8 protein-coding genes and 1 pseudogene are annotated in these 12,397 nt (G+C 73.2%); 2 read left to right on the plus strand and 7 right to left on the minus strand.

The window, feature by feature from the left end; all coding sequences use genetic code 11:
• Positions 1 to 123: 123 nt before the first annotated feature.
• The 6 genes and pseudogenes from P1V51_16230 to P1V51_16255 form a co-directional block, all read right to left on the minus strand.
• Entirely contained in the window at positions 124 to 468 is a 345-nt protein-coding gene (locus tag P1V51_16230; protein ID MDF1564594.1) for a cupin domain-containing protein, read from the minus strand.
• Positions 465 to 2,936, minus strand: a complete 2,472-nt coding sequence (locus P1V51_16235; GenBank protein MDF1564595.1) for a DUF3536 domain-containing protein — start codon at positions 2,934 to 2,936, stop codon at positions 465 to 467. Before P1V51_16235 ends, P1V51_16230 begins: the two co-directional genes overlap by 4 nt.
• The gene (gene glgB, locus P1V51_16240; protein MDF1564596.1) at positions 2,933 to 4,837 is read right to left on the minus strand and encodes a 1,4-alpha-glucan branching protein GlgB; all 1,905 of its coding nucleotides are present in this window, start codon (positions 4,835 to 4,837) and stop codon (positions 2,933 to 2,935) included. Before glgB ends, P1V51_16235 begins: the two co-directional genes overlap by 4 nt.
• An 81-nt stretch (positions 4,838 to 4,918) precedes the next feature.
• A pseudogene (gene malQ, locus P1V51_16245) lies at positions 4,919 to 6,478 on the minus strand (4-alpha-glucanotransferase).
• Positions 6,479 to 6,956: 478 nt separating this feature from the next.
• Positions 6,957 to 7,565 carry a TetR/AcrR family transcriptional regulator gene (locus tag P1V51_16250; protein ID MDF1564597.1) on the minus strand — a complete coding sequence of 203 codons (609 nt, stop codon included), beginning with the start codon at positions 7,563 to 7,565 and terminating at the stop codon, positions 6,957 to 6,959.
• Positions 7,558 to 9,207: an NAD(P)/FAD-dependent oxidoreductase gene (locus P1V51_16255; GenBank protein MDF1564598.1), complete on the minus strand. Its 1,650-nt coding sequence runs from the start codon at positions 9,205 to 9,207 to the stop codon at positions 7,558 to 7,560. The genes P1V51_16250 and P1V51_16255 overlap by 8 nt, the downstream gene beginning before the upstream one ends.
• A gap of 124 nt (positions 9,208 to 9,331) precedes the next feature.
• On the opposite strand from P1V51_16255, the gene P1V51_16260 reads away from it, so the two are divergent.
• Together P1V51_16260 and P1V51_16265 are read left to right on the plus strand one after the other, a co-directional pair.
• Complete coding sequence (locus P1V51_16260; protein MDF1564599.1) at positions 9,332 to 10,075, plus strand: glycosyltransferase; 744 nt, start codon at positions 9,332 to 9,334, stop codon at positions 10,073 to 10,075.
• Positions 10,072 to 11,775, plus strand: a complete 1,704-nt coding sequence (locus P1V51_16265; protein ID MDF1564600.1) for a hypothetical protein — start codon at positions 10,072 to 10,074, stop codon at positions 11,773 to 11,775. The genes P1V51_16260 and P1V51_16265 overlap by 4 nt, the downstream gene beginning before the upstream one ends.
• Here the strand turns inward: P1V51_16265 and P1V51_16270 are convergent.
• Positions 11,759 to 12,379 (minus strand): peptide-methionine (R)-S-oxide reductase, encoded by a 621-nt coding sequence (locus tag P1V51_16270; GenBank protein MDF1564601.1) that lies wholly within the window; start codon positions 12,377 to 12,379, stop codon positions 11,759 to 11,761. The two genes, P1V51_16265 and P1V51_16270, sit on opposite strands and share 17 nt — an antisense overlap.
• Between the last annotated feature and the right edge of the window lie 18 nt (positions 12,380 to 12,397).

The following is a 12,397-nucleotide window of genomic DNA, read 5'->3' on the forward strand; positions in this document are numbered from 1 at the left end:
ATGGGCTCGAGGCGAGGGCCGCTGGCAAGACACTCCAGGCGACTGGCGCTTTGCGCCGTCTCGACCCGACACAAGCACGGCGCGGGAAGTCCACCGGCCCGAGCTCCAGGTGGAAACGCGGCGCTACTTCTTGGGTTTGCCCGAGCGCAGGAGCACCAGGAGCAGGGCCAGTCGGCCGGTGGCCTTCACCGAGTGGGGCAGGTGGGCGGGCATCCGGGTGTAGAAGCCCGGCCCGACCGGGTGCTTCTCGCCGGCCAGATCGATCTCGCCCTCACCCTCGAGGACGTGGAGGAGGGCGGGGACGGCGGCGGTGTGCTCGGTGAGCTCCTGCCCGGCGTCGAAGCCGAAGAGCACGACCCGGGCGTCGTCGCCGGCGTAGAGGGTCTTGCTGACGATGCCGCCCTCGGAGAAGTCCAGGGCCGCGTTGACGTCGAAGACCGTTGCCTCGCCTTCCCAGCTCTTGCTCATGACGGTTCACTCTCGATCCGGGCGAGCTCGCCCTCGGTGGTGGGGGGGGGATCGAGGCTCGGCATGATGCCCAGCCTCTCGGCGAGGGCAGCGTGCGCCTCGCGCCAGCGTCGCGCCACCTCGTCCTCGTCCAGCATCCGCGAGCCGAACGCCTCGGCCAGAGCGCAGACCAGGTTCTGGGCCTCGAAGACCTCGGGGGCCAGGCCCACGGTCTCGCAGAGGGCCAGCACTCCGTCGAGGGCGAGGAGGTGCTCGGGATCGCCGGGCCTCGCCCGCAGGTCCGTGAGCGCGGCGTCCACCGCCAGGCGAGCCTCGGGCGCCAGGCGGTCGGTGTCGAGGCCGAGGTCCAGGGCAGCGGCGGCCTTCGCGGCCTCCTCCCCGGCGGCCGTGTCCGGCGGGCTGTGCGAGAGGGCGTGGGCGAGATCGGCCTCGAGCACCCAGCGTGCCGCCGCCTGCAGGGGCACCGGCAGGGGCACCTCCAGCCCGTGGAGGTAGCGCAGCAGGCCCGCGTGGCTGCGGTAGAGCTGCCGCAGCGCCATCGAGGCCTCGCGCAGGGGGTTCTCCAGCACCCGGCCGAGGACCCTCCGCCGCTCGTCCCGGAAGAGGGAGCCCAGGGAGTGGTGGGTGCCGCCGAGGTGGGCGTCGAAGAGGCGCACCACCCCCGGCAGGTCGCCCTGCTCGAAGGCCTCGACCAGCGCGACCTCGAAGGCGCGCCAGGCGCCGTCGTCGAGGCGGTCGTGCACCGAGGCCGAGAGGTTGTGGTCGCCGAAGTGGATCACGCCGAAGTCGACCTGCCGCTCGCGCAGGGTGACCGTCGAGCGCACCTTCAGGCGGCCGTAGAAGAGGGTGGCCTCGCCCAGGGTGCGGCGGTGGGCCGCCTCCGCCTCGACCGCGTAGCCGTAGACCTGCGCCGGGGGCTCCCCGGTGGCGAAGAGGGTGCTGACCGACCAGTGGGCGGCGACGTCGGCCAGGCGCACCCGCGAGGGGAGCACCCGGTGCTGGTAGATCGACGCCATCGAGCCGACCCCCGGCCGGTTGCTGCGCCCCTCCTGCAGGCGGGAGAGGAAGGCCGGCTCCAGGGTGGGGCCGAGGACCTCCTCGGCCATCTGCAGCACCCGGCTGGCGTAGCGCAGCACCTGCCGCGTCTCGATGCCCGAGGGGTCGTCGAAGAACCAGCCGCAGCTCGTGAACATCAGCATGGCGTGGCGCTGCAGCTCCATCAGGCAGGCCACGTCCGAGGCCTGCTGCGGGCCGAGGCGGGTGGAGGCGTGCTCCTCGAGGAAGGCCCGGAAGGTCTCGGGGCGCCGGTCGAGGACGACGTCGATCCAGCCGTCGCGGGCGGCCCAGGGGTCCTTCAGCAGCCGGACGGCCACCGGCTCGAAGCGGCGGGCGACCTCGTCGCGCAGCCAGTCGAGGGAGGTGCGCAGGGGCGCCCGCCAGGCCTGGTTCCAGCTCGGATCGCCGCCGGTGTGACAGCCGCAGTCCGCGCGCCAGCGCTCGATGCCGTGGGCGCAGGACCAGGAGGTCTCCTCGCGCAGCTCGACCTCCCAGGTCGGCGGGTTGGCGGCGAGGAAGGCGGCGTAGTTCGTCAGCTCGACGTCGGGGGCCGCCTCGAGGTGCTCGAGGGCCGAGGCCAGGGCCATGTCCCCGAAGCGGTGGTGGTGGCCGTAGCTCTCGCCGTCGGTGGCGATGTGCTCCAGCGGCGCGTCGGCCGGCAGGTGCCGGGCCACCTCGATGAGGCGCGTCGCGAACTTGCGGCCGTCGTCGAGGAGGCCCTCGAAGGCCACCGCCCGGGAGGTGGGGCCGTCGTAGAAGAAGAGGGCGATCGACGCGCCGGAGGGGAGCTTGCAGAGGTAGGGCCGCCCGATGGGGAGGGTGTCGGCGCTCACCTCCAGCCACTCGCTCTTGCCCACCGGCCGGATCCGGGCGGCCTGGTGCGGGGCGAGGACGGTGAACTTCAGTCCTTCCGCGGCCAGGGCCTCGAGGCTGGGGGTGTCGGCGGCGGTCTCCGGCAGCCACATCCCCTCCGCCTCCCGGCCGAAGCGCCTGCGGAAGTCGGCCAGGCCCCAGCGCACCTGGGTGAGGCGGTCGCGCCGGTTGGCCAGGGGCATGATGAGGTGGTTGTAGGCCTGCGCCATGGCGCTGCCGTGCCCGCCGAAGCGCGCGCGGGAGGCAGCGTCGGCGGCGATGATCCGGTCGTGGTCCTCGGGCCGGGCGCGCTGCATCCACGAGAGGAGCGTGGGGCCGAGGTTGAAGGAGAGGCGCCGGTAGTTGTCCTGGATCGCCCGGATCTTCCCCTCGCCGTCGAGGAGCCGCGCCGAGGCGTTGGCCCGGTAGCACTCGCTGTGGATGCGCTCGTTCCAGTCGTGGAAGGGCTCGGCCGAGTCCTCGATCTCCACCGCCTCCAGCCAGGGGTTCTCGCGGGGCGGCTGGTAGAAGTGACCGTGGATGCAGACGTAGCGGCTCATTCGTGCACGAGGAAGAGCGCCCCGAGGGGGGGCAGGGAGAGGGTGAGCGAGGCGGGCCAGCCGTGGTGCTCCATCGCCGTGGCCTCGACCCCGCCGAGGTTGCCCACGCCGCTGCCCCCGTAGATCGGGGCGTCGGTGTTGAGGGCCTCGCGCCAGCGGCCCGCCTCGGGGACGCCGAGGCGGTAGCCCTCGCGGATCATCGGCGTGGCGTTGAGCACGACGAGCACCGTGGGGTCGCCCTCGTCGCCGTGCCGCATCCAGGCGTAGACGCTCTGGTCGGCGTCGCCCGCCTCGATCCAGGTGAAGCCCCGCGCGTCGCAGTCGTGGCGGTGCATGGCCGGCTGCTCACGGTAGAGGGTGTTGAGATCGCCGACGAGGCGAACCAGCCCCGCGTGATCCGGATCGTCGAGCAGCTCCCACTGCAGCTGGCCCTCGTGATCCCACTCCCTCGGCTGCCCGAGCTCGCCCCCCATGAAGAGGAGCTTCTTGCCGGGCTGCCCCCACTGGTTGGCGAAGAGGAGGCGCAGGTTCGCGCGCTTCTGCCAGGCGTCGCCGGGCATCTTGCCCAGCAGCGAGCCCTTCCCGTGCACGACCTCGTCGTGGGAGAGGGGCAGGGCGAAGTTCTCGGAGAAGGCGTAGAGCCCCCGGAAGGTGAGCTGGTGGTGATGCCAGCGCCGGTGGATCGGATCCTCCCGGAAGTACTTCAGGGTGTCGTGCATCCAGCCCATGTCCCACTTGAAGCCGAAGCCGACCCCGCCCAGGTAGGTGGGGCGGGAGACCCCCGGCCAGGCCGTGGACTCCTCGGCCCAGGTCTGCACCCCCGGGTGCTCGGAGAAGATCACCTCGTTCATCCGGCGCAGGAAGGAGAGGGCCTCGAGGTTCTCCCGGCCGCCGTGGGCGTTGGGGATCCACTCGCCCTCCTTGCGGGAGTAGTCGAGGTAGAGCATCGAGGCGACCGCGTCGACCCGCAGTCCGTCGGCGTGGAAGCGGTCGAGCCAGAAGAGCGCCGAGGAGAGGAGGAAGCTCTTCACCTCGTTGCGGCCGTAGTTGAAGATCAGGGTGTCCCAGTCGGGGTGGTAGCCCAGCCGGGGATCGGCGTGCTCGTAGAGGTGGGTGCCGTCGAAGCGGGCCAGCGCGTGCTCGTCGTTCGGGAAGTGCGCGGGCACCCAGTCGAGGATCACGCCGTAGCCGGCCTGGTGCAGCTCGTCGATCAGGAACATCAGATCCTGCGGCGTGCCGTAGCGGGCGCTGGCGGCGAAGTAGCCGGTGACCTGGTAGCCCCAGGAGCCGTAGTAGGGGTGCTCCATCACCGGCAGCAGCTCGACGTGGGTGAAGCTCGTGCGTCCGAGGTGCTCGATCAGCCGGGGCGCGAGCTCGCGGTAGGAGAGCCAGCTGCCGTCCTCGGCGCGCATCCACGAGCCCAGGTGCATCTCGTAGATCGAGATGGGGGCGTCGAGGGTGTTCTTCGCGGCGCGGCGGGCGAGGTAGGCCCCGTCTCGCCAGGCGTAGCCGTCGAGGTCCCAGACCACGCTGGCCGAGCGGGGGGGCTCCTCACAGTAGAAGGCGAGGGGGTCGGCCTTCTCCCGCACCTCGCCGCCGTGGCGGGAGCGCAGGTGGTACTTGTAGAGGGCGCCGCTGGCGACGCCGAGGACGGTGCCCTCCCAGCAGCCGGACTGGCCGCGGGGCGAAAGCGGCGTCGCGTCGGCGTCCCAGCCGTTGAAGTCGCCGACCACGCTGACGTACTCGGCGTCCGGCGCCCAGACCGCGAAGCGGGTCCCCTTGCCGCCCCCGAGGGGGTGGGCCCCGAGGCGGCGGTAGAGGCGGTGGTGGTTGCCCTCGCCGAGGAGGTAGAGGTCGTCCTCGGTGAGGCGCCCGGCCTCCTGGCTCTCGCTGCGGCTCATCCCGGCCCGAGGATGCCTGGCCCGATCGATGCGGTCGAGGGCGTGGGCGATCTTCTCGTCCTCGAGGATCCCGCGCAGATCCCGCGCCGCACGCCGCTGCCAGTTGGGCCGCTCGAGGTGGGTGCCCGGTACGTTCTGGGGCTCGGTCTCCCCCCAGAGGTCCTCGAGGTTCACCAGGAGCAGGTCGGCCTCCGAGGCGGCGAGGTGCTCGTAGGCCGCGCAGGCCAGGTCCTCGTCGTCGCCGCCGCCCCGGATCAAGCGGCGGTCGCGCAGGAAGCGATCGAGGGCGCGCAGCTGCAGCTTGCGGCCGGCCTGCCACTCCTCGGCCTGCTCGGCGTCGAGGAGCCCGAGCTCCTCCTGGATCGCGATGTCGCTGCCCGCGGCGAAGCCGGCGAAGGTCGGCGCGTCGTGGGTGTTGAGGCAGGCCAGGTCCCCGGCGGGCGGATCGGGGATCGCGGCGCGCCGGTCGGAGGAGATGCCGAACTGCCCGACCCACATCCCCTGCACGTCGTGGTGGGCGAGGGCCTCCTCGACCTCCCTGGGCACGGTGCCGAGGTTCTCGCCGATGATCCGCGCGCCGTACTGCCGGGAGGCCAGCACGGTCAGGGGGAAGAGCTCCTCGCGCGGGTAGCGCAGGTAGAGCCCCTCGGTGGCGGCGAAGCCGTGGGGCACGAGGTAGAGGCGGTGCAGCCCCATCACGTGGTCGAGGCGCAGCACCTTGCAGACCCGCAGGTGGGCGACGAGGCACTGCCAGTAGTAGGCGTGGCCGGTGGCGGAGGAGGCGGCCGGCGAGAGGGGCGGGAAGCCCCAGTCCTGGCCGCCGGTGAAGAAGGGGTCCGGCGGCGCGCCGGCGCTCATGCCGGAGAGGAAGAGCTCGCGCTCGCGGTAGACGTCGTAGCCGTCGGGGTGCACGCCGATGGGCAGGTCGAGGTAGAGCCCCATCCCGTCGGCGGCGAGCTCGGCCGAGATGCGATCGAGCTGCTGGCGGACGGCGTACTGGGCGAAGAGGTGGGTGCGCACCCGCTTCGGGTCGACCTCGCCCAGGTCGATGGTGCCCGAGCGCAGGGGCTCCGGCCAGACCGGGAAGCCCTCGCCCCGCGCCTCGGTGAGGGCCCGGAAGCGGGCGTAGTCCACGACCTCGGGGTGCTTCGCGGCGAAGTCCTCGAAGGCCTCCAGCCGGCTGGAGGGCCCCTCCTCCAGGCTGGCGGCCAGGCGGGAGAGCACCTTGCGCTTGAGCTTCCACACCGCCCGGTGATCGGCGCGGTTGCCCTCGCCCAGCTGACGCAGGGTCTTCTGGGCGTCGGGCGAGGCGAGGAGCTCCCGGGCCGCGGGCGCGGTGGCCATCTCGGGGAGGGCGGCCAGGTCGAGGTAGAGGGGGGAGAAGAAGCGCCGGGAGATGGGGGCGTAGGGGCTCGGCTCGTAGGGCGCGTCGAGGAAGGTGTCGAGGAGGGGGAGGGTCCCGAGGAGGGAGGCGCCGTGCCGGCCGAGGTGGCGGGCCAGGGCCTGCAGATCCGTGAGATCGCCCATCGCCGGAGAGCGCTGGGAGTGCAGGCTGTAGAGGGGCAGGAAGCCGCCCCAGCTGCGCGGCGAGACTCCGCCGTCGCTGGCGCGGCGCGGCGCGACGATCAGGGTCGAGCTCACCGAGCCCTCGCCGAGGTCGGCGTGGAGGCGGTGGCGGCCGGCCGGGAGGTCGGCGGGGAGCGACGCCCGGGCGCCGGCCTCGCCGTGCTCGAGGGGGAGCTTCAGCTCCCGGCGCTCGCCCGAGTCGAGCTCGAGCGTGAGCTTCAGCCACTTGCGCCGCCGCGAGGCCGCCACCGCGATCGCGCCGGGCGCGCCCTCCTCCACCGAGAGGGTGGGGCGCAGCGCCCGGGCGGCGCCCCCCGCCCGGTGGGCCGCCAGGGCCTCGTGGGCATCGGCGGGGTCGTCGACGTCGTGGCCGAGGGCGCGCAGGAGCGCGCAGATGGCCTCCGGGCTCGCCTCCCGGCGCACGCCGGTGACGTCGTGGTAGGCGGTCTCGATGCCCGCCGCCTGGGCGAGGGCGTGGAGGGTCTCGATCTCGCTGCGGCTCACGGCGCGCACTCTATACTCATTCGTCCCCCGGGGAAGGCCCGGGTAGCCCTCAGGCCAGGGCTGCCTCCAGGGCGCGGCCGGCCTCGCGCACCGAGGCCTCGAGGTCGATGGCGCCCGGCTCGAAGTAGGCCTGGGTCACGATGCCGATGACCTGCCCCACCAGGAGGGTGGCCAGGGCCTTGCGGCGCCGCTCCGAGAGCCGGGGGGCGAGCTCGGCCAGGAGCCGCTCGGAGCGCTGGCGGTAGCCCGCGTAGAGGAGGGCGTTGATCTCCCGCGCGGCCGGATCGTGCTGCAGCCGGCTCCAGAAGGCGAAGAGGATCGCGCAGGCCGCGCCCTCGGAGAGGAAGCCGTCGACCATCGCGCGCACGGCCGCGCCGAGGCGGCCCCGGCCCCGGGCGCTCTCCTTCACCTTCCGGTCGGCGTTCCGGTCGATCCGCTCGACGGCCCGCTCGAGGAGGGCGAAGACGATCTCGTCCTTGCCGGCGAAGTGGTAGGTGATCACGCCGCGGGTGTAGGTGAGGCGGCCCTCCAGGGCGGCGACGGTGAGGCCCTCGAGGCCCCCGGCGACGACCAGCCCCTCGGCCGCGTCGAGGATTTCCTCCCGGCGCAGCTCACGCACCGAGCCCGGCCGCGGCGGGGTGGAGCCGAGCTCAAGCAACCTTCTGCTCCTCGAGGTCGGCGGGCCGGTGGTGGGCGGGCCAGGTCTCCGGGGCGTCGCAGGGGAGCAGCTCGATCGGCTTGCCCTGCTGCTTGAGCAGCTCGCGGGTCCGCAGCCGCAGCACCGAGCTCGCGGCGGCCAGGCCCGAGAGGGTCGCCCCGGCCACGCCGTGACCGAGGGTGCTGGCGCCGCAGCAGAAGAGCCCCGGGATCTCGGAGCGGATCGGGAAGGAGAAGGGGCCGAGCTGATCGAGGGTCTTCTCGATGCCGTAGAAGTTGCCCTCGGTCGCCTCGACGTAGAAGCGGTTGGTCAGCGGCGTGCCGATCTCCTTGAAGACGGCGTGGGCCCGGGCGCCCGGGAGGATCCGCTCCACGCCGGCGAGCATCTGGTCGGCCAGGCGGGCCTTGAGGGCGTCGTAGGCCGTCGGGCGGTCGCCGTGCTGGCTCGCCTCCCAGGCGGTGAAGGCCGAGTAGGGGGCCATGGCGAAGGCCTCCAGGGTGTGCAGGCCGCCGTAGCTCTTGGAGGGATCCTTGAGGGTGGTGAAGGTGACGAAGAGCCCGGGGGGCGTGCCGCCCTGCACCAGCCAGCGCGGCGCCTGCCCGGAGTAGATCGTCTCGAGGTCCGGCGTGTCGGAGAGCCAGTAGTTGCCCGAGTCGAGGCCGTGCTCCCGTGGGTCGACGTCGAGGGCGGCGAAGAGGCTGACCCCCGAGCCTGAGTAGCGGGTGCGCTTCAGCTTGCGCTGCAGCTTCCCGGAGAGCTCCGAGGGATCGAGGAGGCGCTCGAAGGTCACCCGCGGATCCGCGTTCGAGATCACGACGTCGGCGCCGATGGTCTCGCCGTCCTCGAGCCGGACGCCCACGGCCCTCCGCCGGTCGCCGCTGCCCTCCAGGAGAATGGCCTCGACCTTCGCGCGCATCCGGATCTCCGAGCCCGCTCGCTTCAGGGCGCGGACGAAGGCCCGGGGCAGGGCGCGGGCGCCTCCCTTGGGATAGAAGCCGCCGTCGAAGTAGTGCCGCATCACCATCGCGTGCAGCGCCGTGGAGGCGCGGCTCGGCGGCAGGCCGTTGTCGCCGCTCTGCACCGCGAGGATCGCGCGGAGGAAGGGATCCTTCACGTTGGACTCGATCGTGGACTTCAGGCTGCGCAGGCCCTTGCGGGCGAAGGTGGAGACCTCCGTCCGCCGGGAGAGGAGGTCCTTCGGCCGGCGCAGGGTGCTGACGGCGTCGACCGCCGAGCCAACCGCGTCCAGGGTCTCGACCACCCGCCGGGCTCCGGCGGCCTCACTCGGGAAGTGGTCGGCCAGGCGCTGGATCAGCCGCTCCTTGCCCCGCGGGTAGTCGAAGGCGCGCTCGCCCGAGCGGACGTGGTCGTAGCCCTCGGGGTTCAGCTCGAGGAAGGTGAGGTCGTCGGAGACCCCCAGCCCCTCGTAGATGGCCCGCATCCGCTGCCCCTCGCCCAGCTCACCGATGTAGTGCACGCCGGGCGAGAAGCTGAAGCCGTCCAGGGTGAAGGAGTGGCACCAGCCGCCGGGGAGGTAGTGCTGCTCGAGGACCAGGACCTTGCGGCCGGCCTGGGCCAGGGCCACCGCGGCGGTCAGGCCGCCGGCCCCGCTTCCGATGACGATCACGTCGTAGTCGCGCATGGTCAGGAATTATAACGCGCGTTATGAATTCACAACAGCCGTTACAATCCCGGCCCCGGTCGGGCCGGGGGAGGGAGGGGCGCGCTCTCTTGCTGCCGGGCGCCGGTGATGGGTAGTAGGGCGCATGCCGACCTCACCGGATCTCTCGCTCCTCGTGCCCTGCTACGAGGAGGAGGCGAGCCTGGAGGAGACCCTCCGCCGCCTGGTGGAGCACCTCGAGGCCTCGCGCTGGTCCTGGGAGCTGATCGTCGTGGACGACGGCTCCCGGGACGGTACCGCGGAGATCGCCCGCACCTTTGCCGGCCGCGATCCCCGGGTGGTCGCCGCCGGCTACCCCCGCAACCGGGGCAAGGGCGGCGCCCTGAAGGAGGGCTTCGCCCGGGCCTCCGGAGCGAAGATCGCCTTCGTCGACGCCGACCTGGCCTACGGCCCCGAGGCGATCGACGCGGTGGTGGAGGCCCTCGAGGGCGGGGCGCGCTTCGCCGCCGGGGAGCGGGTCAGCGACGCGGGCTACGGCCCGGCGCGCCGCCTGGCCAGCGCCCTCTTCGGCGCGCTCCTACGCCAGCTCTTGCCCACCGAGGATCGGGACACCCAGTGCGGGCTGAAGGCCTTCGAGGCCGAGGCCGGCCGCCGCCTCTTCGAGGGGCTGCGCGAGGAGGGCTTCGCCTTCGACGTGGAGCTCTTCGTCCTCTCCCGCCTCTCCGGCCTGCCCGTGGCGCGGGTGCCGGTCGAGATGCGGCACCGCGCCGAGTCGCGGGTGCGCCTCGGCCGGGACAGCCTGCGGATGGCCCGGGCCCTGGCGCGCATCCGCTGGCGGCTGCAGCGGGGTGAGTACGCCGCCACCCTCGAGGCGCTGGCCGCGCCATGATGTGCGCCCTGAAGGCTCACCGGCTCGCGGCCGCGGGCGTCGGCCTCGCCCTCCTCTTGCAGGCGGGCCTCGGCCTCTTCAACTTCGCCGGGGAGTTCAACCGCGGGCACAACGGCTGGAACACCTCCGCCTACCACCAGTCCGCCAAGAACACCTGGCGCTGGGGGGTGCTCTTCCCGCTGCAGTACGACACCGGGGTCACGCCGCCCCGGCCCGACGAGCTCTACACCCACCACCCCCTGGGGATGCACCTCCACAACACCGCCGCCTACGGCCTCTTCGGAGACGAGACCTGGGTGGTGCGCGGCGTGATGGCCCTGCAGGGCCTGCTGGTGGTGCTCGCCCTCTGCGTCCTGCTCTGGTGGCTCTGGAGCCCGGGGGCGGCGGCGATCGCGGGGCTCGTCTACGTGGCGATCCCGATCAACGCCATCTACCTGAACATGGCCAACCACTCCTCGGGCTTCCTCGCCTGGGGGCTCGCGGCCCTCGGCCTGCACCTCGCCGCGCTGCGGGCCCTCGCCCGGGGCGAGCGCCGGGCCGCCCGCCGGTGGCGGCTGGGCTTCCTCCTGGCCTTCGTGATGGCCGCCCTCTGGGACTGGCCGGCGGCCTACCTCGCCGCCGGCGTCTCCCTCCACCTCCTGGGCCTCGCCTGGCGGCAGCGTCGGCAGGAGGGCGGCGAGACCCGCGAGCACCTCCTCCACCTCCTCGTCTTCCTCCTCGTCGGCCTCGCCACGGTGGCCACCCACGCGATCCTCGTCGAGCTCTTCGCCGGCGGGCTCGGTGAGCTGGCCTCCACCGCCGAGGCGCGGGCGACCCCCCCCTGGTCCCGCTGGGCCTACCACCTGCGGGTGGTGCCGCCCATCGCCATCGGGTGGTTCCTCCTGGGCGCCGGGCTCCTCTGGGCCGCGCGCTTCGCGCGGCGCGTGCGGCGCGGGGAGGTGCGCGATCGCGATCTCGTGCCCCTGATCTTCGGGGTGGGCGGGCTGATCCACTACCTGGCCTTCCCCTGGAGCGCGGTGGTCCACTCCTACTGGGCCTGGACGATGCTCCCCTTCTTCGCCATCGCCGCGGCCGACCTGCTGCCGGCGGCGTGGCCCCGGAGCCGCGCGACCCGGGCGAGCGCCCTCGCCCTCGCGCTCGCGATCGTCGGCACCTACGCCCACGCCGCCATCCTCGTCCCGGCCGGGCGAGAGGTGGGGGGCGCCCTCTGGTTCGTGCGCCGCGTCCGCGACGAGCCGATCCAGACCTACTGGGGCGGCTACCCCGAGCTGCGCCTGGCGCGCTGGGTGCGGGCGGCGACCGACCGCGAGACGGGGGTGCTCGTCCACCGCGCGATCCGCGAGACGATCCCGGAGCCCCGCTTCTTCATCACCCTCGACCGCGAGTACCGGGAGGTCGGCAACGTCCCCTCCGTGGCGCCCCGCTCACCGGTAGAGCGCTGGGTCTTCGTCGCTCCGCTGAGCGCGGTGCCGCTCCCGCGGCGGGCGGCGCTCGCCGCCCGGCACCCCTACCGGCAGGTGGACGACTACTTCATGGTCGATCTCTCCCGGCAGGGGCGCGACATCGAGGTCTTCCGGACCGAGCCCGCCGAGGCGTCGCTCTTCCACCGCTTCTTCGTCGACGCCTGGGACCCGCCCCGGGAGTGGATCCCGGACGAGGCGGCCGAGGCCGAGCTCCTCCAGCTCATCGGGCCGAGCTGAGCCAAGCCTCCTGGCGATCGTGCTCCCGCGCCTCCCGGCGCACCCGCCGCGCCGTCTCCCGCGGCGTCTCGAAGTCCAGGGCCAGCGAATTGAGGGAGTGGCGCATCCCCGAGGTGGAGGGGCCGCCGGTGTAGGCGTAGCCGAGGTGCGAGCCGCAGCGGGCGCAGGTCAGCTGGATGCGGAGCGTGCCGTAGTTCCACTCGGCGCTGGCGTCGATGTTGGCGCCGTCGATCGCCCGCATGAAGGAGGGACGGCCGTCACCGGCGTCGAACTTGTCGCGCGAGTCGTAGAGGGGCAGGCGGCAGGCGGCGCAGAGGTAGGTGCCGCGCTGGTCGTGCTGCCAGAGGGCGCCGGTGAAGGCGCGCTCGGTGCGGCCCCCGCGCAGGACCGCGAACTCCTCCTCGGAGAGCCGGGTCTGCCACTCCTCCTCGGAGAGGCGGACCCGGCCGTCGGCCGAGGGTTTGAGCTCGACCCCCTCGTCCTCTTCGATCCCGTCGAGGCCATCGACGAGCTCGTCGAGGAAGCAACCACCGCAGAGTCCCGAGAGCGCCAGGCCGAGGACGACCTGACGGAGTCTGGCGAGGGGTCGGGCAGGAGCGTGCATGGTCGGGCTCCTCTCTGC

The organism is Deltaproteobacteria bacterium (genome assembly GCA_029210625.1).
Classification (GTDB): Bacteria; Myxococcota; Myxococcia; order SLRQ01; family SLRQ01; genus JARGFU01.